The sequence below is a fragment of the Micromonospora solifontis genome (genome assembly GCF_003725545.1).
In the GTDB taxonomy this organism is placed as follows: Bacteria; Actinomycetota; Actinomycetes; order Mycobacteriales; family Micromonosporaceae; genus Micromonospora; species Micromonospora solifontis.
This window is the reverse complement of sequence record NZ_RJLN01000039.1, coordinates 24,459-50,190: the sequence shown is the minus strand read 5'-3', so window position 1 is coordinate 50,190 and position 25,732 is coordinate 24,459. Positions and strand designations below refer to the sequence as shown.

The window sequence follows — 25,732 nt, the reverse complement described above, 5'->3', positions numbered from 1 at the left end:
AGCTTGGTCCGTTCCGGGTGCATCCCGTCGACCATCTTGTTCCCCGGCGTATTGAGGCAGTGCGACCCTGGCTGGGCTGCGCACACCGGACACGGCCGCCACTCCTGCACCGGGCCGGCGTCGTGGCCCAAGGTCATGGCGATCTCGCTGATCTCGTCGGCCAGCTCGTGCAGCCTCGGGTCGCGGTGCCGGACAGCGGCCCTGTGGATCTCTTGAACCGACTGTCGCGCCCGCTCCAGGTTGCGCCTTGCCGATGCGCCCGGATCAGAGGACATGCGCTGCGCCTTCCCGGGAGGGGTGGGATGAAACCGGCCAAGCCGCGACCGCGGCCGCAAGCTCCCGGTCAGCGAGCAGCAGGCACGGTCGATGTCGGGAATGGCAGGTTTATTGCCTCCCGCCGCGGATACTCCGCCTCGTGTTCGGTGGCTCGAGGTGTCGGATTGCCGGGGCAGGCAGACGCCGTGCGCGCCTACCGCGGCCAACCAGACTGATGACGGATGGTTGAGCCGGGCAGCGATCGGCGCGTACGGGAGAAGAAGAGCTGGCACCGGGCGACCGTCCTCGAGCTGTTCTTCGATCTCGTCTTCGTCTTCGCGCTCAATCGGATCAGCTTTCGGCTCCTCGAGGACTTTCACTCCGGGGGGCTCGGGTTCAAGGGGTTCGCCGAGACCCTGCTGCTGTTCCTGGGGCTGTGGTTCATGTGGCAGACCACTGCCGCGTTGGCCAGCCGGGTACACCCGGATTCGCTGCCGGGTCAGTTCATCGTGTTCTCCTCGATGGCTGGTGCCACCGTGATGGCGGTCGCCGTGCCGCAGGGGTTCGAGCAGCGGGCGTTGGTCTTCGCCGGTGCCTGGGTTGCGGTCCGGGTCAGCCGTCTGTTGCTCTATTTGCTGGCCAGGCAGGTGAGAACCGGCGGGTCCCCGCTACCGGGGCTGCTGTCGCTCGCCGGCAGCAGCGTGCCGTGGATCGCCGGGGCCTTGGTGAACGACCCGCTGTTGCGGGGCGGGTTCTGGGCAGTTGCGCTGGCGATCGAGTTCCCCGGGTTCGTGGTCGGCTTCCGTCAGTGGGCCGGCGGACAGGTCGCCGGCGAGCACCTGGCCGAGCGGTTGCAGCAGATCTTCTTGATCAGCCTGGGTGAGGCGGTCTTCGTGTCCGGCCGGGCGTTCTCCGACAGCGATCTCGCCCTCCCGCACGCGATGGGGTTCGCGCTCGCCTTCGTCGGCATCGTGCAGCTCTGGCGCATCTACTTCTACCGGGCCGGCCTGGTGCTGCCCGCGGCCATCACCGCCGCCCGGGACCCGACCCGTCAGTCCGTGGCGGCCGCCATGGCTCATCTGATCATGATCTCCGGGGTTGTTCTCGCCGGTGTCGGCTTCGAGCTGTACATCTTCGAGCCCGCCGGCCGGCCGGAGCCGAACTGGCTGGTGGCCATTCTCGGCGGTCCCGCCCTGTTCCTGCTCGGGCGCGCTCCCTTCGAACTGCAGGTCTTCGGCCGGATCTCCCGATCACGGCTGTTCGGGCTCCTCGCGCTCGGCGTGCTGATCCCGGCGGCGTGGGAGACTCCTCCGCTGGTCGCCGGTGCCGGCTCCACGGCTGTGCTGGTGGCAGTCGCCGTCGCGGACGCGGTGCGCGCCCGCAGCCGGGGATTAGAGCCACCCGCCACGCTGTTGTAGCGGAGGTGCGCCGGCCCACCGCGGGACGGGCCTGGCCTATCGGACGGTCACCTCCGGGTGAGGTCGAGTGCGATGTCGAGGATCATGTCCTCCTGCCCGCCGATGAGCGCGCGCCGGCCGACCTCGAGCAGGATGTCCCGGGCGTCGAGGCCGTACTGCCGGGCGGCGGTTTCGGCGTGGCGCAGGAAGCTGGAGTAGACGCCGGCATATCCGAGAGTGAGGGTCTCCCGATCGACCCGGACAGGTCGGTCCTGCAGCGGGCGGACGAGGTCGTCGGCGGCGTCCTGGAGGGCGAACAGGTCGCAGCCGTGCTGCCAGCCCTGCACAGTGGCCACGGCGATGAACGGCTCGATCGGGCAGTTGCCGGCGCCGGCCCCGTGCCCGGCGAGGGACGCGTCGACGCGAGTGGTGCCCTCCTCGACGGCGACGAGGCTGTTGGCCACGGAGAGGGACAGGTTCTCGTGGGCGTGAATGCCGATCTCGGTGGCGGGGTCGAGGACGTCCCGGTAGGCGCGGACCCGGTCGCGGACGCCGTCGAGGGTGAGCCGGCCGCCCGAGTCGGTGACGTAGACGCAGTGGGCGCCGTAGGACTCCATGAGCTTGGCCTGGGCGGCGAGCTGTTTGGGCTCGGCGAGGTGGCTCATCATGAGGAAGCCCGACACGTCCATGCCCAGTTCCCGGGCGGTGGCGACGTGCTGCGCGGCGATGTCGGCCTCGGTGCAGTGGGTGGCGACGCGGACCGACCGTACGCCGAGGGCGTGGGCCTGCTTGAGGTCGTGGATGGTGCCGATACCGGGCAGCAGCAGGGTGGTGAGGCGGGCACGGGTGACCGCAGCCGCGGCGGCTTCGATCCACTGCCGGTCGGTGTGGCTGCCGGGGCCGTAGGTGAGGCTGCCGCCGGCGAGCCCGTCACCGTGGGCGACCTCGATGCCGTCGACGCCGGCGGCGTCGAGGGCGGTGACGATGCGGGTGACGTCGGCCGGGCTGATGCGGTGCCGGGTGGCGTGCATGCCGTCGCGCAGGGTGACGTCCTGGATGAACAGGCGGCGCCGAGCGGGTGTGATGGCGTTCATCGGAGCGCTCCTTGTGCTGCGGCGAGGCGTTCGGCGACGCGGAGTGCCGCGGAGGTCATGATGTCGAGGTTGCCGGCGTAGGCCGGGAGGTAGTGGGCGGCGCCTTCGACCTCCAGCAGGACGCTCACCTTGGTGGTGACCGGTGTCGTGTCGTCGGGCAGCAGGGTGTGCACCGGTTCGTCCGGGGCCAGCGGGGTGAACTGCACGGGCTGCTTGAGCCGGTAGCCGGGGACGTACGCGGCGACGTCCGTGATCATCTGGTCGATGCTGGCGCGGACGGCGTCGTGGTCGGCGGGGCCGATGAGACACTGCACGGTGTCCCGCATGATCATCGGCGGCTCGGCGGGGTTGAGGATGATGATCGCCTTGCCGCGCCGGGCGCCGCCGACCTGTGCGATGGCGGCCGCCGTGGTCTCGGTGAACTCATCGATGTTGGCCCGGGTGCCGGGACCGGCGGACCGGGAGGCGATGGACGCGACGATCTCGGCGTACGGCACGGGCGTCACTCGGGAGACGGCCGCGACGACGGGGATGGTGGCCTGTCCCCCGCAGGTGACCATGTTGACGTTGCCGGCGTCGAGGTGCGCGTCGAGGTTGACGGCCGGTACGACGTACGGCCCGATGGCGGCGGGGGTGAGGTCGACGAGCGCCTTGCCGTACGGGGCGAGGGCGGCGGCGTTGGTCCGGTGCGCGCTCGCCGACGTGGCGTCGAAGACCACGGCGATGTCGGCGAAGTCGGGCATCGCGACAAGTCCGGCGACGCCGTCGGCGGTGGTCGGCACGCGCAGGCGCCGGGCGCGCGCGAGGCCGTCGGAGGCCGGGTCGATGCCGACCATCGCGGCCATCTCCAGCGTGTCCGACAGTCGCAAAACTTTGATCATCAGGTCGGTGCCAATGTTGCCGGATCCAAGGACGGCGACCTTCGTACGCGGCATCGACTGCCACCTTTCGTCAGGGGGTGGTGAAGGTGGCCTCGACGCTGCCGAGGCCGGTGAGGTGTGCGCGGACGTGCATGCCGGGGGTGACCGGGACCATCGGCCCGAGCGCCCCGGAGAGCACGACCTCGCCGGCGCGCAGCGGGTCGCCGTGCGCCAGGGCCGTGCGCGCGAGCCAGGCGAGAGCCGCCAGCGGGTCGCCGAGGCACGCCGCGCCGGCGCCGGCCGAGGCGGGGACGCCGTTCACGGTCATGGTCATCTGCACCGCCGCCGGTTCGACGGCGCCGAGGGGAACACGGTCGGCGCCGAGGACGAACAGCCCGCTGGATCCGTTGTCGGCCACGGTGTCGGCGAAGCTGATGTCCCACCTGGCGATGCGGCTGTCCACGATCTCCAGGGCGGCCACCGCGTAGGCGACCCGCTGTCGCACCGTGGCAGCGGTGATGCCCGCGTCGGTGACGTCGTCGGCGAGGACGAAGGCGACCTCGGCCTCGATGCGGGGTTGCAGCAGCCGGTCAAGGCTGATCGCCTCGGCCTGCGAGCAGGCCATGTCCTCGAAGAGCATGCCGAAGTCGGGCCGGTCGACCCCGAGTTGACGCTGCACGGCCGTGGAGGTGAGACCGACCTTGCGCCCGACCGCCCGCCCGCCGTCCCGGATCCGGGCCTCGGTCAACCGACGCTGGACGGCGTAGGCGAGGGTCTCGTCGTCGGGGCCGATGAGGTCACGGACCGGCGGGCACGGCGTGCGGGTCCGGGCGGCGGTACGCAGCCTGCGGTAGGCGGCGGCGACAGGATCGGCGGTGCCGGTGGTCATGAGATCTCCGTGGCCTGACCGCCGGCGGTCAGGCGGGTGAGGGCGTCGTGGAGGGCGCGGGCGTGCAGGTCGAACAGCGGCCTGAGGTCGACGCTGTCGCCGCCGATCTCCTTGGCGATGAAGAGTCCGTCGGCGCCGGCGATGGCGTACGTGGCGACCAGGTCGATCGCGTCGCGGTCGGCGTCCGGGGCGAGCATGGCGAGCACGGCGGCGAGCCGGGCGCGGGCGACATCCCGGACCTGTAGGAACATGCGCCGGGCGCTGGGCTCCTCCGGGCGGCGCTCAAGGGTGAGCATGAGCCCGAGGCGGAGGAAGTCGGGCGAGTCCAGCAGGGTCTTGGCGACCTGACCCGCCAGCGCCGTAACGCGTTCCCGCGCCGGGTCGGTGTCGTCGCCGGGAAGGGTGAGCGCGTCGGCCCAGATGTCGAAGCTGCGCTCGATGACCGCGGCGATGAGGTCGTCCTTGTTCTTGAAATGCCAGTAGATCGAACTGGCGGGCAGGCCGCACTTCTCGCTGACCAGCGCGATGCTGGTGCCGTCGTAGCCACGCACGCCGGCGACCTCGGCGGCCGCATCGAGGATGCGGCGGCGGGACTCCTCGCCGTTGGCCCGCCGTTTGCGTTCGCTGCGAGATTCCGTCATCGCACCCTTCCCAGGTTTCCGGCTGATGTCTTGACGATGTCAGCAGTGAAGCTTACCGTAGCGGTCACTACAACTGTAACGCTCATTACATTAATGCCATCGGGCTGCGGGAGGTCACGTGAGCGTCGAGGAAATCACCGCAGATCAGCGCGTGGTGCGCGTCGGCGCGCGAGACATCGCCGTCACCGAGCGGGGAGCCGGCCAAGCGGTGGTGCTGCTGCACGGCGGCGGGCCGGGAGCGTCGGGGATGTCTAACTACGCCCGTAACGTCGAGGCCCTAGCACAGCGGTTCCGAGTGGTCGTGCCGGACCTGCCCGGCTACGGCCGGTCCAGCAAGAGCATCGACCAGTCCGACCCGTTCGGCGACCTCGCCGGCGCGGTTGGCGGCCTGCTCGACGCGCTCGGCATCGACCGGGCCCACCTCGTCGGCAACTCCTACGGCGGTGCCGCCGCGCTGCGGCTGGCGCTCGACCGGCCCGACCGGGTCGGACGCCTGATCCTCATGGGCCCGGGCGGGATCGGCACGACCCGGCGTCCGCCGACGCCCGGCTTGAGGCGGCTGTTCGCCTACTACGGCGGCGAGGGCCCGACCCGGGCCAAGCTGGAACGGTTCATCCGCGAGGACCTGGTCTACGACGGCAGGGCCGTCCCCGCCGAGATGATCGAGGAGCGGTACCGGGCGAGCATCGACCCGGAGGTCGTCGCCGACCCGCCGCTGCGGCGCCCAGCCTCGCTCCGCACCCTGCTGCGGATGGATCTGCTGCGGGACAGGCGGCTGTCCCGGGCCGCCACGCGCGCGCTCGTGCTGTGGGGCGCCGACGACAAGGTCAACCGGCCGTCCGGCGGCCGGCTGCTCGCCGAGCGGATGCCGCACTGCGACCTGTACCTGGTCGCCAGGACCGGCCACTGGGTGCAGTGGGAACGCCCGGAGCTGTTCAACTCCCTCACCGCCGCCTTCCTCTCCGAGGAGTCCACATGAACGTGTTCGGCAAGGTCCACCTGGGCTACCTGTGCATCGAGACCACCCGGTTCGGAGACTGGCGCCGCTTCGGCGCCGACGGCGTCGGCCTGCACGTCGACGAACTCGACCGCGACCGGATGCGCTTCCGGCTGGACGACCACGAGTGCCGGCTGCTGCTGCAACGGGGTCCCGCCGAGGACGTGACCACGGTCGGCTGGCACGTCGACGACCACGAGGCGTTCGATGACATCGTCGCCCGCATCACCGCCTGTGGCGTCACGCCGGAACACGGCCACGGCGAGGAGGCGGCGCTGCGCGGCGTGCAACGGCTGGTGCGCTTCCCCGGCCCCAAGGGCCTGGTCCAAGAGCTGTACACCACCTCGATCACCACCACCGCGCCGCTGCGCATGCAGGCGAGCGGCTTCGTCACCGGCGACGCCGGCATGGGCCACATCGCCATCACCTCGCGGCAGCCGGACGCCATCCACCGCTACTACGACAACCTGCTCGACGCCAGGCTGAGCGACTTCATCGTCGAGACGATCAGCCGGGTCCGCTTCCGGATCCGGTTCCTGCGGGTCAACGGCCGCCACCACACCATCGCCGTGGCCAACACCGAGGGTCTGCGGATCGACCCGATCCGCACCGCGGTCCAGCACCTCAACACCCAGGTGGCCACGTTGCACGACGTGACCGCCTCCTACCAGCGCCTCAAGCAACTCGGCTTCACCATGGCCCTGGGCATCGGGCAGCACACCAACGACAAGGAGCTGTCCTACTACGTCCGGACGCCGTCGGGATTCGAGTGGGAGGTCGGCTGGAATCCGATCGTCGTCGACGAGGCCACCTGGGAACCCACCACCCACCAGGGGATCAGCATCTGGGGGCACACCCCCGAAGGCCAGACCGTCATCGACAAGCTCAACCAGTTCCGCCACGGCGCGGCCTCGCTGCGCCGCGCGGAGATCACCGTCCCGGCACTGAGCGGAGCCACCCCATGAACACCAGTCAGCACGAATATGACGTGATCATCGTCGGATACGGCCCGGTCGGCGTGACCGCCGCCAATCTGCTCGGCGGCATGGGCGTACGGGTCGCCGTGGTCGAGCGCGACGCCGCGATCTACCCCCGCGCCCGGGCGATCTCCACCGACGAGGAGACCATCCGGATCTGGCAGGCGATCGGCCTCGCGGAGCAGCTCAAGGAGAACATGCTCGCCGGCCGACCGATCGACTTCGTCGACGCCCGCGGCCGGTCGTTCCTCAGCCTCGCACCGGCCCCCCGGGGCAACGGGCACCCGCCGCAGCTGTTCATCTACCAGCCGGCCACGGAGCAGGTCCTCCGCGACGGCGTGGCCCGCTACCCGAACGTCGAAGTCCTGCTCGGCCACGACTGTGCGGCCGTCGAGCAGGACGGCACCGGCGTCACCGTCACCGCACGTGACCTGGCCGACGACACGGTGCGTACCCTGCGGGGCGCGTACCTGATCGCCGCCGACGGCGGCTCCAGCCCGATCCGGACCCGGCTGGGCGTCGGCTTCGACGGCCGTACCTACCACGACCGGTGGGTCGTCATCGACACCAAGGTCAAGCGGGACTGGGACACCGTCGACCGACTGCGCTTCCACTGCGACCCCGCCCGGCCCGCCGTGGACTGCCCGACCCCGCTCGGCCACCACCGCTGGGAATTCCCCGTCCTGCCCGGCGAGGACGAACAGGATCTGGTCAGCCACGACCACATCTGGCGGCTGCTGCGCCGCTACGGCCGGACGCCCGACGACGTCGAGATCCAACGGGCGGTCATCTACAGCCACCACGTCCGCTTCGCCGCCCGGTGGCGCATCGGGCGGATCTTCCTCGCCGGCGACGCGGCACACGCGATGCCACCGTGGATCGGCGAGGGCATGTCCTCCGGCGTACGCGACGCGGGCAACCTGTGCTGGAAGCTGGCCGCGGTCCTGCGCGGCGAGCTAACCGATGAGGTGCTGGACAGCTACGAGGTTGAGCGCAAACCACACGTGCGGGACATGACCGCGCAGGCGGTCCGCTTCGGGCGCATCATCACCGAGCGGCGCCCCGGCCTCACGGCTCTGCGCAACATCGCGTTCCGCCTCGTCATGCGGGTCCCCGCCATCCGCGCCTACATGCAGGAGGCGAAGTGGTTCCCGGACACCGTCTACCGGAAGGGCCTGCTGGACCACAGCGGTGGCAACGCAGCGGTGGGCAAGCAGCTCCCGCAGCCCTGGGTCCAGACCGACGCCGGTGACCCGGCTCGTCTCGACGACGTGCTCGCCGGTCGGTGGGTGCTGCTGCACACAGGCCCGGCACGGCCTTGGCCGGCCTGGGCGGCCGGCGGCATCAGGTGCCTGCAGGTCACACCGGCGGGCTCAGCCCCCGCGCCCGGCACCATCGTGGACGACGAGGACGTGCTCGTCCCCTGGATGCGCCGGCACCACGCCACCGTGCTGGCCTTGCGCCCCGACGTGGTTGTCTACGCCGCTGCCGCCGGTGACGCCGACCTGCCCCGCCCGCCGTTCGTCACTGCGTCGCCGATGCCGGTCGGCGAACCGGCGCCCCCGCCCGCCGCGACGACGATGTCCTGACGCACCCTTTCCCAAGCCACCAAGGAGAGCCGCATGCTCAACCTCGCGCTCATGCTCGAAGGCACCGCCGAACGGCTGCCGGGCCGGGACGCCGTCGTCCTCGGTGACACCCGCCTGTCGTACGCCCAACTCGACGGTGCGGCGAACCAGGTCGCGAACCTGCTCGCCGAGAGCGGCATCCGGCCGGGCGACCGGGTCGCGCTGTCGTGCCCGAACCTCCCCTACTTCCCCGTGGTCTACTACGGCATTCTGAAGGCGGGTGCTGTCGTCGTACCACTGAACGTCCTCCTCAAGGCCGGTGAGATCGCCTACCACCTGCAGGACTCGGGCGCCAAGGCGTACTTCTGCTTCGAGGGCACCCCGGAACTACCGATGGGGGTCGAGGGCTGGCAGGGGTTCGGCGGTGCCAACGGGTGCGACCATTTCTTCCTCATCACCGCGGACCTCCAGGCGGCGAGCCCGATCGAGGATGCCCGCACACTGGGCGCCGCGCTCGCCGGAAAGTCTCCCCGATTCGAGACCGTGGTCACCGAGGCCACCGACACCGCGGTGATCCTCTATACCAGCGGGACCACGGGACAGCCCAAGGGCGCCGAACTCACCCACGCCAACATGGTCATGAACGCCCTCACCTGCTGGCGCCTCTTCGGCGCCGTCGAGGAGGACGTCCACCTGGTGACGCTGCCGCTGTTCCACTCGTTCGGGCAGACGGTGCAGATGAACGCGGGCCTGTACGGCGGCGCCACGCTGGTCCTCCTGCCCCGGTTCGACGCCGCAACCGCACTGGCGCTGATGGAGCGGGAGCGGGTGACCTTCTTCGCCGGCGTGCCGACGATGTACTGGGGCCTGCTCTCCGTGGTCGGCAAGCACGGCAGCGCTCCGACGATCGCGGCCAAGCTGCGGATGGCGATCTCCGGCGGCGCCCCTTTGCCGGTGGAGATCCTCGAGCAGGTGGAGAAGGTCTACGGCGTTCGGATCCGGGAGGGCTACGGCCTCTCCGAGACCAGCCCCGTCGCCTCGTTCAACCACCCCGGGCGAAAGGCCAAGCCCGGTTCGATCGGGCAGCCGATCTGGGGGGTGCAGATGAAACTCGTCGACACGGACTGGAACGAGGTCCCGGAGGGCGAGTCCGGCGAGATCGCGATCCGGGGGCACAACGTCATGAAGGGCTACCACGGCCGTCCCGACGCGACCGCGGAGGTGATCCGGGACGGGTGGTTCCGCACGGGTGACGTCGCCCGCCGCGACGAGGACGGGTACTACTTCATCGTCGACCGGGCGAAGGACATGATCGTCCGCGGTGGCTTCAACGTGTACCCACGGGAGATCGAGGAGATCATCCTGGCTCACCCCGACGTCAGCCTCGTGGCCGTGGTCGGCGTGCCGCACGAGTCGCACGGCGAGGAGGTGAAGGCCTTCGTGATTCGCGACCCCGGATCACGGCTGACCGAGGGCGAGTTGGTGAGCTGGTGCAAGGAGCGGATGGCGAGCTACAAGTACCCCCGCCTGGTCGAGTTCCGAGACGAACTGCCCATGACCTCCACCGGCAAGATCCTCAAGCGCAGGCTTCGCGACCAGGCGTGAGCTTGATCAATCAACCTGAACAGGTCGCAGGTTTGTGAAGGTTAGGCGGGGTAACCCGCGCCATGACCGCTGACCGGAGCCCCCTGCCCCGACCTGAGGAGGTGATGGAGCAGTCAAGAGACCTGGCGGCGCTGGCTCGACGCCGCGGTGGTGCGGCTGGCAGGCTGCGGCTACGTCAGGTGGAGATCATCCTGGTCATCGCGGCGCAGTGCGGGCTCGCCGCCACCCTCGCCTGGGGGCTCGCGCACGAGGTGGCGGGGCGACCATCGCCGGTCTTCGCACCCAGCGCGGCCGTCGGCACAATCGTCGCCGCACTCGGACAGCGCGCCCGACGTACCGTCGAACTCATGCTCGGCGTCGGTCTGGGCCTGCTCATCAGCGACCTTCTGCTGCGTTATATGGGGTTCGGAGCCTGGCAGATCGGCGTGGTGGTGGCCCTGGCCATCGCCCTCGCCCTGCTGATGACGGGGCGCAGCGGGGCGCTTGTCGCCCAAGCCGGCAGTACCGCCGTCCTGCTCGCCACGCTGTCACCGGTCCAGCAGGGTCTGGAGTGGGCGCGGCTCGTCGAAGCTGGGTCGGGGGCCGTCGTCGGGTTGGTGGTGGTCGCGTTGCTGGTGCCGATCAACCCTATGCGCACTCTTGACCGCGCCGCCGCGCCGCTGGTCGAGGCCCTCTCCGCGCAGCTTCGGGAAGTCGCGGAGGCAATGAGAGCGCGAGACCCGGACCGCGCGGTACGGGCGCTCGACCAGTTTCGCGGCATGGATGCCGATCTCGAGCGGATGCACGAGGCGCTGGGTGGCGCCGAGGAGGTGACAACAATCGCGCCGGTGCGCTGGCCCCGCCGACGCGACGTCCAGCGCTACCAGCGCGGCATCCGGCACATGGATCGGGTGACCTTCGAGTGCCGGGAGATTGCCCGCTGGACCTCGACCTTGCTGCAGTACGACGAGCCGGTGCCGGAGGAACTGGTCGCGGCTGTGGAAAGGCTCGCCGAGACGGTTCGGGTGCTGCAGCGGGAGGCGCGAAAGGCTGGACCGTTCGAGCAGACCCGCGGCGCGGTGCTGGATGTCGCCCGGCTGGTCGGCCAGGCATGCCGCAAAGGCCTGAAGTCGTACGGGCAGGCTGTCGTGATTCAACTCCGCACGGCGTTGAGTGACCTACTTCGGGCGACCGGGTACGAGCCGGACACGGCCAACCGTATGGTGCGGGAGGCGGTCAATCTCTAGCGTCCGTCGGACCCGGGACCAACGCTGGCCTACGGACGAGTGTCGAGGTCGGGCAGCGGGCGGTGGCAGATCTCGTGGGCCTCCTCGGGCGGCAGGCCGAGCATGCGCAGCACGTCCTCAGTGACCTGGTCGGCGGCTGCGGCGTCGTCACGCTCCGGGTGGTCGTGCAGCAGCTGCCCCAGGCACAGCGCCGCGCCGGCCACGATCACCATCGCCAGCTCGGGGTCGCGCACGCGGAACCGTCCGGCGCGGGCGCCATCCTCGATGTCGCGCCGGGCTCGCGGCGCGAGGCCCTTGTCCGAGCCGGCGAGGGCCAGGCCGGTGCTGAGCAGGACCCTGCTCAGCTCGGGCTGTCGGCGGTGGAGGCGCCCGGTCAGCCGGAAGCTCTGTGCGAACACCTGGGCCGGGTCGTCCAGGCCCACGGTCAGCTCGTCGAGCAGGGCGCCGTAGCGATCGAGGGCGTCCTCGACGGCGGCCTCGATGAGCTGCTCGCGGCTGTCGAAGTGGTTGTAGAACGACCCCATCCCCACGTCGGCGGCCTGGGTGAGCTCCAGGATCGGCACGTTTGGCTTGCCGGCCGCGATGAAGGTCTGGGCGGCGCGTACGAGCGCCGACCGGGTGTGCGCCTTCCGCCGTTCCAGCCGGTTGGGTGCGTGCCTGGTCTGCTGGGCCATACCTGCGTGCTCACCTCTCCCGAGCCGGTCTGCGAGACCACCTTAACCCAGCCGGAACTCAGATCTGACGAAATCGTCATCCACCCTTGACTGACGCTACTCTCGTAAGTGACGATTTCGTCAACTTGGAGGGAGCGGGACATGATCGAGCACCACGACCCGCACACCGGTCTGCACAGTGAGCACGGCGCGTTGCGGGGCGAGCACCCGGGGCGGGCAAGGAACCCGATCGTCAAGGCGCACGACCTGGCCTGGCTGGAGTTCGAGAAGCCTGATCTGGGGCGGGCCGAGCTGTTCGCCCAGGCGTTCGGCTTCCGCACGTCGCTGCGTACCCCGGACGAGCTGCACCTGCGGGGCACCGACCCGGGTTCCCCCTGCGCGCTCATCCGCCGGGGTCCACGCTCGCGGTTCATCGGACCCGCCTTTCAGGCAGCCGACGCCAAGGACGTGCTGCGGCTCGCGGAGGCGATCGGCGCGAGGGTCGCCCCGCTGCCGGAGAGCCTGGGCGGGGTGACCGTGGACCTGGCGGACCCGAGCGGGGTGCAGGTACGGGTGGTCGCGGACACGCACCAGCTACCCGCGCTGCCCACCCAGCAGCCACTGGCCTTCAACATCGGGCACGACGTCGCACGCGTGAACGCCACCCAGCGGCCGCCACGGGAGCCGGCCACGGTCCAGCGCCTCGGTCACGTCGTACTGCAGACGACCCGGTACCTGGAGACACTCAACTGGTACCTCGAACACCTGGGTCTGATCGTCAGCGACTTTCTCTACCATCCGGGGCAGCGCGAGCGCGGCCCGGTCATGAGCTTCATCCGCTGCGACCGCGGCAGCACACCCACCGACCACCACACCCTCGCGATGACCCTCGGCCCGGCCAACCGGTACGTGCACTCCGCCTACCAGGTCTCCGACCTCGACTCGCTGGCCGCCGGCGGGGAGCACCTGCTCGACCGGGGCTACCGGCGGTCCTGGGGAATCGGCCGGCACATCCAGGGCAGCCAGATCTTCGACTACTGGCGCGACCCGGACGGCTTCCTGGTCGAGCACTTCACCGACGGCGACCTGTTCGACTGCACGCTCGAGCCGGGCTGGGCGCCGATGACGGCCTCCGGGCTGGCCCAGTGGGGTCCGCCCGCCACCAAGGACTTTCTCGGCATGAGACCCGGCCGGGAAGCGCTTCGCGAGCTGCACGCGGTCATCGGCGCGCTGCGCGAGGACAACGAATTCGACCTGCACCGCCTGCGCGGCCTGATGAAAGCGTTTGCCTTATGAGCACCTCCGTCCTGCGCACCGCCGACGCCTGGTGGGTGCTCACCCCCACCGGCGCCGCCAAGGTGCACACCAGCGCCACCACCACCGCGGAACTGCTGGCCGACCGGCCGGCGCTCGCCGCGGCCGCGACGAGCCGCGACACCGTCCCGGTCGAGGACCTCGCGCTGGTCTCCCCGGTGACGGCGCCCTGCCGCGTCGTCGCCCAGATGACCAACTTCGCCTCGCACGTCAAGGACAGTGGTGGCGATCCCGCAACCGTTCCCCTGACCTTTTTCCGTAAGGCCTCCGGCTCGATCAGCGGGCCGTACGCCGACGTGGTCCGCCCCGCGCATGTGCGGCTGCTGGACTACGAGGTGGAGATCGGACTGGTCTTCGGCCGCGAGCTGCCGGTCGGCACCACCATCACCGACGACAACCTCACCGACTACGTCGCCGGCCTGGTGGTCACCAACGACATCTCGGCGCGTGACGTCCAGCTGCCCAAGACCCAGTTCTACGAGGCCAAGTCCTACCCGAGCTTCACCCCGGTCGGCCCCGCGCTGGTGCTGCTCGACGCCGACGAACTCAAGCGGTTCACCGACCTGCGGCTGCGGCTGTGGGTCAACGGCGAGCTCCGGCAGGACATGACCGTCGCCGACATGATCTACCGGCCGGTCCAGGCGCTGCAGGCGCTGACCCGCTTCCAGCGGGTCGACCCCGGCGACCTGCTGCTGACCGGCACACCCATCGGAACCGCGCTAAGCGCGCCGCCGAAGCCGGTCATGTTCCTCGTCTCGCTGCTGCCGCCCGCGGTGAAGTGGAGGATGTTCTTCAAGGGTCAGACGCGCAACCCCAGGTACCTCAAGGACGGCGACGTCGTCGAGGCCACCATCGCCACCGACGACGGCGCGATCGACCTGGGTCGCCAGCGCACGGTCGTCAGGTACGCCCCATGACCGGGCCGCTGCTGTGGCCGGACTACGCCACGCCCGCCGACCTCGCCGCGATCGAGGCCGTTCCGCTCGAGGCGCGGGGCCTGCCGGAATCGACGTACGCGTTGCTCGCGCGAGCGGCCACGCGCTGGCCGGACCGTACGGCGCTCAACGTCCTGCCGGACGCCACGCGCTGGAATGAGCCGCAGCGCCGTACCTTCGCCGAACTCCTGGCCGACGTGCACCGGGTGGCGAACCTGCTCCACGGCCTCGGGGTGCGGCGGGGTGACGCGGTCGCCCTGATGTCCCCCAACTGCGCCGAGCTGATCACCGCGACGCTGGCCGCCCAGCTCGCCGGGATCGCGGCGCCCCTCGGCGGCGGCCTGTCCCGGCAACACCTCGCCGAGCTCCTCCGGCGCTCCGGTGCCCGCGTCCTGGTCACGGCCGGACCCGAACTCGCACCCGCCACCTGGAACACCGCGCAGGCGCTCGCCGGCGACGGCCTGCTCGACGTGATCCTGGTGCTGCGGCCCACCGGCGCCGACGGCGAGCCCGAGCCGCTGCCCGCCATCGACGGGGTGCGGGTCGGCTACCTCGGCGAGCTTGCCGCGGCCCAGGACGCCGCGGCTTTCGACGGCGAGCTGCCCCGATCCGTCGACCTGGCCGCGATGTTCCATACCGGCGGCACCACCGGCGCCCCGAAACTGGCCGCGCACACCCACGCCAACGAGGTTGCCGACGCGTGGATGCTGGCCGCCAGCAACCTGTTCGACCAGGAGACGGTGGTCTTCGCGGCGCTTCCGCTGTTCCACGTCAACGCACTCGTGGTCACCCTGCTCGCACCGCTGTTCAAGGGACAGACCGTCGTGTGGGCCGGCCCGCTCGGCTACCGCGACCCCGCGCTCTTCGGGACATTCTGGAAGGTCACCGAGCACTACCGGATCGCCGCGATGAGCGCCGTGCCGACCGTGTACGCCACGCTGGCCCAGGTCCCGGTCGACGCCGACATCAGCAGCCTGCGATTTCCCATGGTGGGGGCCTCGCCGCTGCCCGCCGCGGTCCGGGACAGCTTCCAGGCCCACACCGGAGTCGCGTTGACCGAGGGCTACGGGCTGACCGAGGCGACCTGCGCCAGCGCGCGTACCTTCCCCGACGCGCCGCGGCCAGGCTCGGTCGGGCAACGCCTGCCATACCAGCGGGTGCGAGTGGTCGCCGTGGACGGGACGTGGGACGAGCAGCCCGTCGGTGAGACCGGGATCCTGGCGATCAGCGGTCCGACCGTGTTTCCCGGCTACGTCATCGACCGGGACGAGAACGGCCCCGTCCTGGACGGACTCGGCAAGCTGGTCGACGGCTGGCTGGACACCGGCGACCTCGGCCGCGTCGACGAGGATGGGTTCGTCCATCTCGCCGGGCGGGCCAAGGACCTCATCATCCGCGGCGGACACAACATCGACCCCGCCACCATCGAGGACACGTTGCTGACCCACCCGCAGGTCACCGCGGCCAGCGCGGTCGGGCGCCCGGACGTGCACGCCGGCGAGGTACCCGTCGCCTACGTCACCCTCACTCCCGGCGCAACGGTCGCCGAGGAGGAACTGGGCGCGTGGGCGCGCGAGCGGGTGCCCGACCGCGCCGCCGCGCCCAGGACCGTCACGGTCCTCGACGAACTGCCCCTCACCGCCGTCGGCAAGCTCTACAAGCTCGGGTTGCGGGCGGATGCCGTCCGCCGGGAACTGCACGAGGCGCTCGACGGGATCGACGGCGTGCAGGACATCGAGGCCACGATCGAGGGCAGCTCCATCGTGGCCACCGTCAACACTTCTCCCTCCGCCGAGGACGCCGTCAAGGCGACGCTCGGCCGCTATGCCATCGATTGGCGATTGGTGGTTACCTCATGACCCTCGCTGCGTCCATCCTCGCGGCGCTGCTCGCGCTGGTCTTCCTCGCCCTGGGCACGGCGAAGATTCTGGCCCTGCAAGCGATGCGGGAGCTGGCCGGGGAGGCCGGTTTCACCGTGGGCGCCTATCGGCGTATCGGCCTGCTCGAGGTCGCCGGTGCGGTCGGACTGCTCATCGGCCTGTTCCAGCCGCTGCTCGGCGTGCTCGCCGGCGCCGGGCTGCTGCTCCTGCTCGCCGGGGCCCTCGTGGTGCACCTGCGCAAGGGAGACGGCCCGCAGAAGTACGCACCCGCCCTCGTCTGCGGGCTCCTTGTCGCCGCCTACCTCGTGCTTCAGTTCCTGACGTGGTGACATCGGTTCCAGTGGTCATCGTCGGGGCGGGCCCCACCGGGCTCACCGCCGCGACGCTGCTCGCCCAGTACGGCGTCGAGTGCCTCGTCCTCGAGCGCTGGGAGTCGATCTATCCCCAGCCCCGGGCCGTGGCCCTCGACGACGAGGTCCACCGCATCCTGGCCCGCCTCGGGCTCCGCGAGGAGTTCGCCGCGATCTCCCGGCCGCATCGCGGCCTGCGGCTGCTGGACCGGAACATGCGCGTGCTGGCCGAGTTCCGGCGCGACCTCGCGCAGGGCCGGCACGGCTACCCCGAGGGAAGCCTGTTCGACCAGCCGGAGCTCGAGGCGATCCTCCGCCGGAATCTCGGCCGGTATGGCACCGCCACCCTCCACGGCGGCGCCGAGGTCACCGCGTTGACCCAGGACGCCAGCGGGGTTCGGGTCGACTTCACCGACCCGGCCACGGGCGAGCCCGACTCCGTCCGCGCGGCGTACGTCCTTGGGTGCGACGGCGCCAACAGCCTCACCAGAGCCGCCATCGGCACGACCATGCGGGAGCTGGGTTTCACCCAACGCTGGCTCGTCATCGACGTGGTCACCGAGGCCGACCTCGGCCAGTGGGAAGGGGTGCACCAGCTCTGCGACCCAACCCGCGCCGGCACCTACATGCAGGTCGGAAAGACTCGCCACCGGTGGGAGTTCCGGCTGGCACCGGGGGAAACCGCCGCCGACTTCCACGACATGGGTCGGCTCCATCCGCTGATCTCCGCCTGGACCGGGACCGTTCCCGTCGCGGAGCTGGAGATCGTCCGCGCGGCCGAGTACACCTTCCGCGCGCAGGTCGCCGACCGGTGGCGCGACCGCCGGATGTTCCTGCTCGGCGACGCCGCCCACCTCACCCCACCGTTCATCGGCCAGGGCATGTGTGCCGGGCTGCGCGACGCGATGAACCTCGCCTGGAAACTCGCCGGCGTGCTTGGCGGGACCCTGCCCGAGACCGTGCTCGACACGTACGAGATCGAACGCACGCACCACGCGCAGGCCATGATCAAACTGGCGAAGCTGATCGGCACGGCGATGACGGCCGGCGGCGAGCTGGGCAGCATCATCCGCCGCGCGGTCGCGCCGCGCCTGCACCTCGTGCCCGGCCTCACGGAGGTGGCCACGGACAGCCAGACACCCCCGCTGCACCGCTCCGACCTGGTGATGCGGCCACGGCTGCGCCGCAGCCTCGCCGGCCGACTGTGCCCCAACGCGATCATCGATGGCGACCGCCGCTTCGACGACGTGGCCGCCGGCCGGTTCGCGATCGTCACGACCACCGAGCCGTCCGCCGCACAACGAGCCGACATCCACCGGCGGGGAGCCGTGCTCATCACCGCCCGACCGGGCAGCGAACTGCACCGATGGCTCCGGACAGGGAACGCTCGCGCAGCCGTCGTGCGCCCCGACGGCGCTGTGCTCAGTGCCAGCCGCCGGCCGCTCCCCCACTCGATCGACACGCTGCGGTCGGTGGGCGGATGATCCCGGCCCCGGGGCGCCCTGCGGTTGCTGGGCAGAGCTCCCCGGCCGGCCCGGCCGGACAACACACCGCGGCATCGGTCTCCCGAACGTCGCCCGGCCACGCCGCCGCGGGCCGCGGGCGCGGACGGCGCGGCGGATGCGGACCCGCCCCGGGTCAGACCGCGAGGGCCGCCCGCACCTCCCGCTCCGCCGTGGCTCCCCCGTCGCCGTGCGAGGTGATCCGGCCGGATTCGAGGACGTGGTAGCGGTTCGCCACCCGCAGCGCGAACCCGAGGTGCTGCTCGACGAGCAGCAGGCTGAAGCCGGAATGCCGGGTCAGCTCGACGATCCGCTCCTGGATCTCGGCGACCACCGACGGCTGGATGCCCTCGGTCGGCTCGTCGAGCATGAGCAGCCGCGGCCGGGTGATCAACGCCCGGGCGATGGCGAGTTGCTGACGCTGACCACCGGAGAGCAGCCCGGCCCGCCGCCGCAGCAGCGGACGCAGCGCCGGGAACAGGTCCAGCACCTCCGCCGTCGCCACCGCGCCGTCGCGCCGGCCGTCGGCGACGAGGCGCAGGTTCTCCGCCGCCGTCAGCTGCGGGAAGCACTGCTGGCCCTGCGGGACGTACGCCATGCCGCGCGCCACCCGCTCGTGCGGCGCGAGACGGGTGACGTCCTCGCCGTCCAGCTCGACGGTGCCGGCGGTCGGGCGCAGCAGGCCCGCCGCGACCCGCAGCAGGGTGCTCTTGCCGGCGCCGTTGTGCCCGAGCACCGCGGCCACCCCGTCGGGCGGGACGGCGAGGTCCACGCCGTGCAGCACCCGGGACCGCCCATATCCGGCGTGCACCCCACGCAGGGTCAGCATCATGCCTCCAGACCGCTGGGGACCGACCCGGCGTCGACCGGGTGGCCGAGGTAGACCTCCTGCACGCGCGGGTCCGCCTGGACCTGCGCCACCGTGCCCTCGCTGAGCACCCTCCCCGCGTGCAGCACGGTGACGCTGCGCGCGAAGCGACGCAGGAAGTCCATGTCGTGCTCGATCACCACCACCGTGCGATCCCGGCTCACCGTCTCCAGCAGGGCGCCCGTGGCGTCGCGCTCCTCGTGGCTCATCCCGGCGACCGGCTCGTCGAGCAGCAGCAGCCGCGCGTTCTGCACCAGCAGCATGCCGATCTCCAACCATTGCTTCTGGCCGTGCGCGAGCGTGCCGGCGAGCTGGTCGGCCCGGCCGGTCAGCCCGATGGTCTCCAGCGCGGCGGCCACCTCGTCGGGGATCCCCCGCCGACGCCGGGCCAGGGTGGCCCAGCTGCGGCGGCCGCCCGCCGCGATGTCGAGGTTCTGCACGACCGACAGCTCCTCGAAGATCGTCGACGTCTGGAACGTCCGGCCGATGCCGAGCCGGCTGATCCGGTGCACCGGGCGACCCAGCAGCTCCTGGTCGCCGAAGCACACCGAGCCGGTGGCCCGCACCAGACCGGTGATCGCGTCGACCAGGGTGGTCTTGCCGGCACCGTTCGGGCCGATCAGGAACCGGATGTCACCGGCGGGCACCTCCAGCGAGACGCCGTCGACTGCGGTGAAGCCGTCGAAGCTGACCCGCACGTCACGGACGGACAGCCCGTCCAGTCGGTCGTCACTCATGCCGTGCCGGCTGGGCATGCGCTCACGGCCCTCACTGCGCTCGGTGCGTTCACTCATGCCGTGCTGGCCGGGCATGCGCCCACGGCCCTCGCTACGCTCGGTGCGTTCACTCATGCCGTCGGCACCTCCGCCCGCTCGGCGCGTCGTCGGCCCAGCGCTGACCAGCCGCGCCGGCTCTGCTCCTCGCCGACGTCGCGGCGGCGGGCCAGCGCCCACAGCGCCGCAAGGCCGCCGGGAAGGAACGCCACCACCACCACGAAGAGCAGACCCTGCAGGTACGTCCAGGTGCCCGGGAAACGTTCGGAAAGGGCGGTACGCGCCCAGGCGACCGCCACCGCGCCGAGCACCGGCCCGAGCAGCGTGGCCCGGCCGCCCACCGCCACACCGATGACGAACTCGATCGACGGGACGATGCCGATGAGGGCGGGCGAGATGATGCCCACCGCCGGCACGAACAGCGCCCCGGCGAGGCCCGCCATGCCCGCCGCCACCACGTAGGCGACGAGCTTGACCGACGCCGGGTCGTAGCCGAGGAAACGGACCCGCTCCTCGCTGTCCCGCACCGCCACCAGCAATTCCCCGTAGCGGCTGTGGATGAGCTGGCGGGCCAGCGCGAGCAGCGCGAGCAGGACGCCGGCGATGATGAAGTAGACCGTCCGCTGGTTGACCGGGTCGTCCAGGTCGTAACCGAAGAAGCCCTGGATGTCGGTGAGCCCGTTGGTGCCGCCCGTGGTCCCCTGCTGGCCGATCAACAGGATCACCAGGGCGGCGGCGAGGGCCTGGCTGAGAATGGCGAAGTACGCGCCCCGCACGCGGCGGCGGAACACCAGTGAGCCGAGCCCGAAGGCGAAGGCCATCGGCAGCAGCACCGTGGCCGGCAGCGCGAACCACGGGCTGGCGAACGGCCGCCACCAGACGGGCAGTTCGTCGAGCTGCCCGTACAGCTGCATGAAGTCGGGCATCCCACCGGGACCCGCGTCGGCGAGCTTGAGGTGCATGGCCATCGCGTAGCCGCCCAGGCCGAAGAAGACGCCCTGGCCGAGGGTGAGCATGCCGCCGCGCCCCCAGGCGATGCCGATGCCGACGGCAACCATGGCGACGCAGAGGTACTTGGCGAGCAGGGCCAGCCGGAAGTCCGACAGCGCCAGCGGCGCGACGGCGAACAGCAGCGCCGCGCCGAACGCGAACCCCACCGCCGCGCGCAGCCGGGACCGGCCACCGGACCGGCTCGGAGGCGCGCTGTCGGCCGGGGCCGGTGCGCTGGCGGTGCTCGGCGGCGCGGGTGTCACGGCGGTCATGCGAGGCTCCTGGTCCGCAGGGTGAACAGGCCCTGTGGCCGCCACTGGAGGAACGCGACGATCGCCACGAAGACGATCACCTTGGCGACGCTGAGGGTCGTGAGGTACTCGCCGGTGGCCTGGAGGATCCCGAGGGCGAAGGCGACGATCACGCTGCCCTTGAGCTGGCCGATCCCGCCGACCACGACGACCAGGAAGGCGTCGATGATCAGGTTGGTGCCCATGGTCGGGCCGATCGGGCCGAGCAGGGTGAGCGCCACCCCGGCGAGCCCGGCCAGGCCCGAGCCGAGGAAGAAGGTCGCCCGGTCGACCCGGGCGGTGGGGATGCCGGACACCGCGGCGAGGTCGCGGTTCTGCACGACCGCGCGGATCCGACGGCCCAGCGGGGTGAGCCGCAGCGCCAGGGTGAGGGCGACGACGGCGGCCAGGGCGAGGGCCAGGATGAACAGCCGGTTGTTGGCGACCGTCAGCCCGCCGGGCACCGCCACGTTGCCGGTGAGCAGGTCCGGAGCGCGGGTCTGCACGTTCGGACTGCCGAAGATGTCCCGGGCGAGCTGTTGCAGCATCAGGGACACGCCCCAGGTGACCAGCAGGGTGTCCAGGGGGCGGGCGTAGAGCCGGCGGATCAGCAGGATCTCCAGCAGCACCCCCATCGTGCCGGCGACCACGAACGCCACCGGCAGCGCGACCAGCAGCGACAGGCCGGCGCCGGTGATGCTCTGTTGCAGCACGTACGTGGTGTAGGCGCCGGCCATGATGAACTCGCCGTGCGCCATGTTGATGACGTTCATCTGGCCGAAGGTCAGCGCCAGCCCGAGCGCGATGAGCAGCAGCACCGCGCCGATGCTGATGCCGGTGCAGAGTTGACCGAAGAGGACTGTCACGGTGGGTACTCCCGTACTGCTGGTCGGGGGCCCGGGCGGGGCGCGTCGTCGCGGTGCCCGCCCGGGGCCGGCGTCGTCAGCTCAGGCCGCTCGCCCACGGATAGGTCTTGAGGTACGGGTCCGGCGCGACCGGCTTGCCGGAGTTCCACACCTCGGTGATCAGGCCGTCAGCGCCGATCTTGCCGATGCGGGCGGTCTTGGCGATGTGCTGGGTCTTGCCGTCGACCGTGACCAGGCCCTCCGGCGCGTCGAAGGTGATTCCGTCGGAGGCGCCGCGGACCTTCTCGACGTCGAACGAGCCGGCCTTCTCGACCATCGCCTTCCACAGGTAGACGCTGACGTAGGCGGCCTCCATCGGGTCGCTCGTCGGCTTGTCCGCGCCGTACTTCGCCTTGTACGCGGCGACGAACTTGCTGTTCGCCGCGCCGGGCGTGGTCTGGTAGTAGTTCCAGGCGGTCAGTTGACCCTCCAGGTACTGGGTGCCGATGCTCTTGACCTCCTCCTCGGCGATGGACACCGACACCACCGGCATCGCGGCGGCGGTCAGCCCGGCCGACTTGTACTCCTTGAAGAAGGCCACGTTGCTGTCGCCGTTGAGGGTGTTAAAGACCGCGTTCGCGCCGGACGACTTGACCTTGTTGACGATGGTGCCGAATTCGGTGGACCCGAGCGGCGCGTAGTCCTCGCCGACCACGGTCATCCCGTTCGCCGCCGCGTACGCCTTGATGATTTTGTTGGCCGTCCGTGGGAAGACGTAGTCGCTGCCGACCAGGTAGATGGATTTCGTTCCCTGGGCCTTGAGGTAGTCGAGCCCGGGGACGATCTGCTGGTTGGTCGTCGCGCCCGTGTAGAAGATGTAGGGCGACTGTTCCAGACCCTCGTACTGCACCGGGTAGAACAGCAGCGCCTTGTTCTTCTCGAACACCGGTTTGACCGCCTTGCGGCTGGCCGACGTCCAGCAGCCGAAAACGGCGGCCACCCGGTCCTCGGAGAGGAGCTTCTCGGCCTTCTCCGCGAAGGTGGGCCAGTCCGAGGCCCCGTCCTCCCCGACCGGCTGGATCTTCTTGCCGAGGACGCCGCCGGCGGCGTTGATCTCCTCGACGGCGAGCATGATGGAGTCGCGGACGGTGACCTCGCTGATCGCCATGGTGCCGGAGAGCGAGTTGAGCAGGCCCACCTTGACGGTGTCGCCGGAGACGTCGGCGGTGACGCCGGCCGTGCCGCCCTCGTCACTGGTCTTGCTGCCGCACGCGGTCATGGCCGCCGCGGCGACGAGGGTCATGGCGCCCGCCAGGATGCGGCGGCCCCAAAGAAGTGACATCTAATCTCCCTGCGGTGGGCTCAAGTAGCGAAAGGACGGTCGGTGCGGTCCGGTGAAGTTGGCGATGCCGAGGTCGACGGGTGGACGTCGCCTGTGGTCATCGCATCGGCTACGGGCACGCAAAGCGTCGACCGGCATGATTGCGTGCGTGTTTCCCAGTCCTTAATTGACTGTTTCCCACGCACGTGGAGAGAGCGCATGCCACAACGACTGACACCGTCCCACGCGGGATGGTTTCAGCCGTGATTAGTTCGAAGAGAATTGCCACCACAATGGTCGGCGGACAGATTCCGCCGACGGTGGACAGACATTCGTGGTATCCGCCCCCTGGACGGATACTTCACGCAGGAAGTATCTTAGGGCCGGGCCGGGTGGACGTGTCAAGGGTCTGTACCGGGCGGTCAGATCTGGGCGAGCACGGTGAATTCGAGACCGTCGGCCTCGGCGAGGTAGATCCGCTGACGCACGTGCCGTCGACGCAGCCGCAGCCGACCGCGCGGCCCGTGGTACGCCACCGTGTCGGCAGCCGTCTCGATCGCCCGTACGTCGAGGGTGCGGGCCTGCCCGATCAGGGCGGCGAGCAGCATCACCCCCTCGTAGCAGGACTCCCCCAGGCTGCCCAGCGGCGGCGCCTCCACCCCGAACCGGCGGGCGAACTCGCCGTGGAAGTCGAGGTTCTCCTGCGTCACGAGGCCGGCGAAGAAGCCCGCCGTGCTGTAGAGCCGACGCGTCGCGCCCGCCCCGCTGGCCAGCAGCATGTTCTCGTCCATCAGGGTGCTCAGCCGCAGGCAACGCTGGTCCATCGCGGCACGCGCGAACGCCCGGTTGAACCGCACTGCGTCCGCGCCGACGAGCAGCATCACCACGGCGTCGGCCTCGCTGCGCTCGATCCGGCGTAACACGTCGTCGAAGTCGTGCGTCTCCAGCGGTAGGAACGCCTGCCCCACCACGCGACCACCGTCGCGCAGCGCGTACCGCTGGGCCGCCCGCGCGGTGCGCCGGGGCCACACGTAGTCGTTGCCGACCACGAACCAGCGGCGCACGCCCTGCTCCCCCGCGAGCAGCCGCATCGCGGGCCACAGTTGGGCGTCCGGAGTCTCGCTGGTCAGATAGACCCCCTCGGTACGCTCACCGCCCTCGTACAGGGCGGTGTAGACGTACGGCACGCGGTGCGCGACCCGGGGCGCGAGCGCCTGCCGCACCGAGGAGATGTGCCAACCGGTGACGCCCTGCACGGCACCCACCGACACCAGCGCCTCCACCTGGGCGGCCACCTCAGCCGGCGGGGCGCCACCGTCGACCGGCACCAGCCGCACCTCGCGGCCCAACACCCCGCCACCGGCGTTGATCTCCTCGACCGCGAGTTGGGCGCAGAGTTCGCAGGTCGGGCCGAACATTCCCGCCGGCCCGCGCATCGGGTACACCAGCGCGATGCTGACCACGGCCCGATCGACGGTGAGCCACGGCGGTGCCGGCGCGGACATGAGCCCATGATTGCCCGGCCGAGGTGGGAAAACCATAGCTCACCACGGACCGGGACGAGTCGCTACCATGACAGCCACCGGCCCAGGGAGTTCCATGTCAGACATGCCCGGGGCGCCAGCCGATCTGCTGCGCTCGCTCACCCGCGCCGAACGGCTGCTCTCCCGCCGGTTGGCCGCCGTTCTGGCCGATGACGACCTGACCACCGAGGCGTGGCGGGTGCTCTGCCTGCTCGCTGACGGTCTAGGCCATCCGATGAGCGAGGTGTCCGCCGAGGCGTCGTTGCCGCCGGGGACCCTCACCAAGTTGGTCGACCAGCTCGTCGACCGTAACCTGGTGTTTCGGCGGATCGACCCGCTGGACCGCCGGCGGATCCGGGCCTACCTGACCGCCCGGGGCCGCCGCGAGCACGCCCGCCTCGACGAGCGGGTCCGGACCAACCTCCTCGAGGCGGGCGTGCCGGCCGACACGGCCCTGCTCGACCACCTCGCCGACCTGATCGCCCGACTGGACCCGGCGGGTCGCCGCGACCACGCCGAGGCGGCCGGCCTTCGCCGCTGACCCCCGCTTCACTCCACCTTGGTGAGCAGCGGCTTGCCCTTCTCGACGACGTACGTGGCCAGCTCGACGGCCACCCCGTCACCGACGTTGCGGGCCTGGTGGTGGACGCCGTACGGCACGGTCAGGGCGTCACCGACGGTGCACACCACCGGCGGCTGACCTTCGAGGGTGTACTCCAGCGACCCCTGAAGCACACAGATGATCTCCTCGCCGGGGTGGAAGTGCTTGAATGGTGGCGAGTCCGGCTCGAACTCGACCCGACTCTGGATGACCTCACGGCCCTCGATGCTGAGATCGTGCCGCTGGAGGTCGACGCGCCACAGCCCGGGAGCGCCCTGCACGGCTGTCGGACTGATGGCCTCGGGTCGAGCCTTGCCACTCATCACGGCCTCCTGTGGGCGATCCGGCGACCGGCGATCGCACGCTTTCCGAGGATAG

25 protein-coding genes are annotated in these 25,732 nt (G+C 70.8%); 12 read left to right on the top strand and 13 right to left on the bottom strand.

The features are described 5' to 3' along the window. Positions 1 to 275: zinc finger domain-containing protein (locus EFE23_RS28950; protein WP_204348484.1), on the bottom strand; the 275-nt coding region annotated here is incomplete at its 3' end. Between the two features lie 222 nt (positions 276 to 497). Here EFE23_RS28950 and EFE23_RS15525 point away from each other — a divergent pair. Continuing rightward, entirely contained in the window at positions 498 to 1,673 is a 1,176-nt protein-coding gene (locus tag EFE23_RS15525) for a low temperature requirement protein A (protein WP_123241640.1), read from the top strand. A gap of 47 nt (positions 1,674 to 1,720) precedes the next feature. Here the strand turns inward: EFE23_RS15525 and dmpG are convergent, their stop codons facing one another. The 4 genes from dmpG to EFE23_RS15505 are packed head-to-tail and all read right to left on the bottom strand — an operon-like array spanning position 1,721 to position 5,136. Beyond that, positions 1,721 to 2,746, bottom strand: coding sequence for a 4-hydroxy-2-oxovalerate aldolase (gene dmpG / locus EFE23_RS15520; RefSeq protein WP_123241639.1), 1,026 nt, complete (start codon positions 2,744 to 2,746; stop codon positions 1,721 to 1,723). Beyond that, complete coding sequence (locus tag EFE23_RS15515) at positions 2,743 to 3,681, bottom strand: acetaldehyde dehydrogenase (acetylating) (protein ID WP_123241638.1); 939 nt, start codon at positions 3,679 to 3,681, stop codon at positions 2,743 to 2,745. Before EFE23_RS15515 ends, dmpG begins: the two co-directional genes overlap by 4 nt. A 16-nt stretch (positions 3,682 to 3,697) precedes the next feature. Continuing rightward, positions 3,698 to 4,495, bottom strand: coding sequence for a 2-keto-4-pentenoate hydratase (locus tag EFE23_RS15510; protein WP_123241637.1), 798 nt, complete (start codon positions 4,493 to 4,495; stop codon positions 3,698 to 3,700). After that, the gene (locus EFE23_RS15505; RefSeq protein WP_123241636.1) at positions 4,492 to 5,136 is read right to left on the bottom strand and encodes a TetR/AcrR family transcriptional regulator; all 645 of its coding nucleotides are present in this window, start codon (positions 5,134 to 5,136) and stop codon (positions 4,492 to 4,494) included. The genes EFE23_RS15510 and EFE23_RS15505 overlap by 4 nt, the downstream gene beginning before the upstream one ends. A 118-nt stretch (positions 5,137 to 5,254) precedes the next feature. Here EFE23_RS15505 and EFE23_RS15500 point away from each other — a divergent pair, with 118 nt between their 5' ends. The 5 genes from EFE23_RS15500 (at position 5,255) to EFE23_RS15480 (ending at position 11,509) form a co-directional block, all read left to right on the top strand. Then, on the top strand, positions 5,255 to 6,115 hold the full coding sequence (locus EFE23_RS15500; protein WP_233601002.1) for an alpha/beta fold hydrolase: 861 nt from the start codon (positions 5,255 to 5,257) through the stop codon (positions 6,113 to 6,115). Beyond that, positions 6,112 to 7,098 (top strand): VOC family protein, encoded by a 987-nt coding sequence (locus EFE23_RS15495; protein WP_123241635.1) that lies wholly within the window; start codon positions 6,112 to 6,114, stop codon positions 7,096 to 7,098. The genes EFE23_RS15500 and EFE23_RS15495 overlap by 4 nt, the downstream gene beginning before the upstream one ends. Continuing rightward, the gene (gene mhpA, locus EFE23_RS15490) at positions 7,095 to 8,699 is read left to right on the top strand and encodes a bifunctional 3-(3-hydroxy-phenyl)propionate/3-hydroxycinnamic acid hydroxylase MhpA (protein WP_123241634.1); all 1,605 of its coding nucleotides are present in this window, start codon (positions 7,095 to 7,097) and stop codon (positions 8,697 to 8,699) included. Before EFE23_RS15495 ends, mhpA (EFE23_RS15490) begins: the two co-directional genes overlap by 4 nt. Positions 8,700 to 8,732: 33 nt before the next feature. After that, complete coding sequence (locus EFE23_RS15485; RefSeq protein WP_123241633.1) at positions 8,733 to 10,283, top strand: long-chain-fatty-acid--CoA ligase; 1,551 nt, start codon at positions 8,733 to 8,735, stop codon at positions 10,281 to 10,283. 179 nt (positions 10,284 to 10,462) lie between these two features. After that, positions 10,463 to 11,509, top strand: a complete 1,047-nt coding sequence (locus EFE23_RS15480; protein WP_233601001.1) for an FUSC family protein — start codon at positions 10,463 to 10,465, stop codon at positions 11,507 to 11,509. Positions 11,510 to 11,538: 29 nt separating this feature from the next. Here the strand turns inward: EFE23_RS15480 and EFE23_RS15475 are convergent, their stop codons facing one another. Next, positions 11,539 to 12,183: a TetR/AcrR family transcriptional regulator gene (locus EFE23_RS15475; RefSeq protein WP_123241632.1), complete on the bottom strand. Its 645-nt coding sequence runs from the start codon at positions 12,181 to 12,183 to the stop codon at positions 11,539 to 11,541. A 141-nt stretch (positions 12,184 to 12,324) separates the two neighbouring features. Between EFE23_RS15475 and EFE23_RS15470 the strand changes: the two genes are divergently transcribed. The 5 genes from EFE23_RS15470 to mhpA (EFE23_RS15450) are packed head-to-tail and all read left to right on the top strand — an operon-like array spanning position 12,325 to position 18,125. Beyond that, positions 12,325 to 13,458, top strand: coding sequence for a VOC family protein (locus EFE23_RS15470; RefSeq protein WP_123241631.1), 1,134 nt, complete (start codon positions 12,325 to 12,327; stop codon positions 13,456 to 13,458). Then, positions 13,455 to 14,393, top strand: a complete 939-nt coding sequence (locus tag EFE23_RS15465; RefSeq protein WP_123241630.1) for a fumarylacetoacetate hydrolase family protein — start codon at positions 13,455 to 13,457, stop codon at positions 14,391 to 14,393. The genes EFE23_RS15470 and EFE23_RS15465 overlap by 4 nt, the downstream gene beginning before the upstream one ends. Then, the gene (locus tag EFE23_RS15460) at positions 14,390 to 16,270 is read left to right on the top strand and encodes an acyl-CoA synthetase (protein ID WP_123241629.1); all 1,881 of its coding nucleotides are present in this window, start codon (positions 14,390 to 14,392) and stop codon (positions 16,268 to 16,270) included. The genes EFE23_RS15465 and EFE23_RS15460 overlap by 4 nt, the downstream gene beginning before the upstream one ends. Then, positions 16,267 to 16,620: a DoxX family protein gene (locus EFE23_RS15455; RefSeq protein ID WP_123241628.1), complete on the top strand. Its 354-nt coding sequence runs from the start codon at positions 16,267 to 16,269 to the stop codon at positions 16,618 to 16,620. Before EFE23_RS15460 ends, EFE23_RS15455 begins: the two co-directional genes overlap by 4 nt. Next, a complete protein-coding gene (gene mhpA, locus EFE23_RS15450; protein WP_123241627.1) occupies positions 16,617 to 18,125 on the top strand; it encodes a bifunctional 3-(3-hydroxy-phenyl)propionate/3-hydroxycinnamic acid hydroxylase MhpA in 1,509 nt (502 codons plus the stop codon). The genes EFE23_RS15455 and mhpA (EFE23_RS15450) overlap by 4 nt, the downstream gene beginning before the upstream one ends. 154 nt (positions 18,126 to 18,279) lie before the next feature. On the opposite strand, the gene urtE is transcribed toward mhpA (EFE23_RS15450), so the two are convergent. The 6 genes from urtE to EFE23_RS15420 form a co-directional block, all read right to left on the bottom strand. Further along, entirely contained in the window at positions 18,280 to 18,972 is a 693-nt protein-coding gene (gene urtE / locus EFE23_RS15445; protein WP_123241626.1) for an urea ABC transporter ATP-binding subunit UrtE, read from the bottom strand. Beyond that, positions 18,972 to 19,748, bottom strand: a complete 777-nt coding sequence (gene urtD, locus EFE23_RS15440) for an urea ABC transporter ATP-binding protein UrtD (RefSeq protein WP_123241643.1) — start codon at positions 19,746 to 19,748, stop codon at positions 18,972 to 18,974. The genes urtE and urtD overlap by 1 nt, the downstream gene beginning before the upstream one ends. A gap of 110 nt (positions 19,749 to 19,858) precedes the next feature. Further along, on the bottom strand, positions 19,859 to 21,046 hold the full coding sequence (gene urtC, locus EFE23_RS15435) for an urea ABC transporter permease subunit UrtC (protein WP_123241625.1): 1,188 nt from the start codon (positions 21,044 to 21,046) through the stop codon (positions 19,859 to 19,861). Beyond that, positions 21,043 to 21,930 carry an urea ABC transporter permease subunit UrtB gene (urtB, locus tag EFE23_RS15430; RefSeq protein WP_123241624.1) on the bottom strand — a complete coding sequence of 296 codons (888 nt, stop codon included), beginning with the start codon at positions 21,928 to 21,930 and terminating at the stop codon, positions 21,043 to 21,045. The genes urtC and urtB overlap by 4 nt, the downstream gene beginning before the upstream one ends. 76 nt (positions 21,931 to 22,006) lie before the next feature. Beyond that, on the bottom strand, positions 22,007 to 23,251 hold the full coding sequence (gene urtA / locus EFE23_RS15425) for an urea ABC transporter substrate-binding protein (RefSeq protein ID WP_199737091.1): 1,245 nt from the start codon (positions 23,249 to 23,251) through the stop codon (positions 22,007 to 22,009). A gap of 401 nt (positions 23,252 to 23,652) precedes the next feature. Beyond that, the gene (locus tag EFE23_RS15420; RefSeq protein ID WP_123241622.1) at positions 23,653 to 24,735 is read right to left on the bottom strand and encodes a substrate-binding domain-containing protein; all 1,083 of its coding nucleotides are present in this window, start codon (positions 24,733 to 24,735) and stop codon (positions 23,653 to 23,655) included. A gap of 103 nt (positions 24,736 to 24,838) precedes the next feature. Here EFE23_RS15420 and EFE23_RS15415 point away from each other — a divergent pair, with 103 nt between their 5' ends. Then, positions 24,839 to 25,294, top strand: a complete 456-nt coding sequence (locus EFE23_RS15415; RefSeq protein WP_233601000.1) for a MarR family winged helix-turn-helix transcriptional regulator — start codon at positions 24,839 to 24,841, stop codon at positions 25,292 to 25,294. Positions 25,295 to 25,302: 8 nt separating this feature from the next. On the opposite strand, the gene EFE23_RS15410 is transcribed toward EFE23_RS15415, so the two are convergent. Continuing rightward, positions 25,303 to 25,677: a cupin domain-containing protein gene (locus EFE23_RS15410; protein ID WP_123241620.1), complete on the bottom strand. Its 375-nt coding sequence runs from the start codon at positions 25,675 to 25,677 to the stop codon at positions 25,303 to 25,305. Positions 25,678 to 25,732: the final 55 nt, after the last annotated feature.

Excerpts from the sequence above, each read along its gene's own strand:
- EFE23_RS15525 (WP_123241640.1), top strand. The coding sequence starts at position 498 with ATGGTTGAGCCGGGCAGCGATCGGCGCGTACGGGAGAAGAAGAGCTGG.
- dmpG (WP_123241639.1), bottom strand. The coding sequence starts at position 2,746 with ATGAACGCCATCACACCCGCTCGGCGCCGCCTGTTCATCCAGGACGTC.
- EFE23_RS15515 (WP_123241638.1), bottom strand. The coding sequence starts at position 3,681 with ATGCCGCGTACGAAGGTCGCCGTCCTTGGATCCGGCAACATTGGCACC.
- EFE23_RS15510 (WP_123241637.1), bottom strand. The coding sequence starts at position 4,495 with ATGACCACCGGCACCGCCGATCCTGTCGCCGCCGCCTACCGCAGGCTG.
- EFE23_RS15505 (WP_123241636.1), bottom strand. The coding sequence starts at position 5,136 with ATGACGGAATCTCGCAGCGAACGCAAACGGCGGGCCAACGGCGAGGAG.
- EFE23_RS15495 (WP_123241635.1), top strand. The coding sequence starts at position 6,112 with ATGAACGTGTTCGGCAAGGTCCACCTGGGCTACCTGTGCATCGAGACC.
- mhpA (WP_123241634.1), top strand. The coding sequence starts at position 7,095 with ATGAACACCAGTCAGCACGAATATGACGTGATCATCGTCGGATACGGC.
- EFE23_RS15485 (WP_123241633.1), top strand. The coding sequence starts at position 8,733 with ATGCTCAACCTCGCGCTCATGCTCGAAGGCACCGCCGAACGGCTGCCG.
- EFE23_RS15475 (WP_123241632.1), bottom strand. The coding sequence starts at position 12,183 with ATGGCCCAGCAGACCAGGCACGCACCCAACCGGCTGGAACGGCGGAAG.
- EFE23_RS15470 (WP_123241631.1), top strand. The coding sequence starts at position 12,325 with ATGATCGAGCACCACGACCCGCACACCGGTCTGCACAGTGAGCACGGC.
- EFE23_RS15465 (WP_123241630.1), top strand. The coding sequence starts at position 13,455 with ATGAGCACCTCCGTCCTGCGCACCGCCGACGCCTGGTGGGTGCTCACC.
- EFE23_RS15460 (WP_123241629.1), top strand. The coding sequence starts at position 14,390 with ATGACCGGGCCGCTGCTGTGGCCGGACTACGCCACGCCCGCCGACCTC.
- EFE23_RS15455 (WP_123241628.1), top strand. The coding sequence starts at position 16,267 with ATGACCCTCGCTGCGTCCATCCTCGCGGCGCTGCTCGCGCTGGTCTTC.
- urtE (WP_123241626.1), bottom strand. The coding sequence starts at position 18,972 with ATGCTGACCCTGCGTGGGGTGCACGCCGGATATGGGCGGTCCCGGGTG.
- urtD (WP_123241643.1), bottom strand. The coding sequence starts at position 19,748 with ATGAGTGACGACCGACTGGACGGGCTGTCCGTCCGTGACGTGCGGGTC.
- urtC (WP_123241625.1), bottom strand. The coding sequence starts at position 21,046 with ATGACCGCCGTGACACCCGCGCCGCCGAGCACCGCCAGCGCACCGGCC.
- urtA (WP_199737091.1), bottom strand. The coding sequence starts at position 23,251 with ATGTCACTTCTTTGGGGCCGCCGCATCCTGGCGGGCGCCATGACCCTC.
- EFE23_RS15420 (WP_123241622.1), bottom strand. The coding sequence starts at position 24,735 with ATGTCCGCGCCGGCACCGCCGTGGCTCACCGTCGATCGGGCCGTGGTC.
- EFE23_RS15415 (WP_233601000.1), top strand. The coding sequence starts at position 24,839 with ATGCCCGGGGCGCCAGCCGATCTGCTGCGCTCGCTCACCCGCGCCGAA.
- EFE23_RS15410 (WP_123241620.1), bottom strand. The coding sequence starts at position 25,677 with ATGAGTGGCAAGGCTCGACCCGAGGCCATCAGTCCGACAGCCGTGCAG.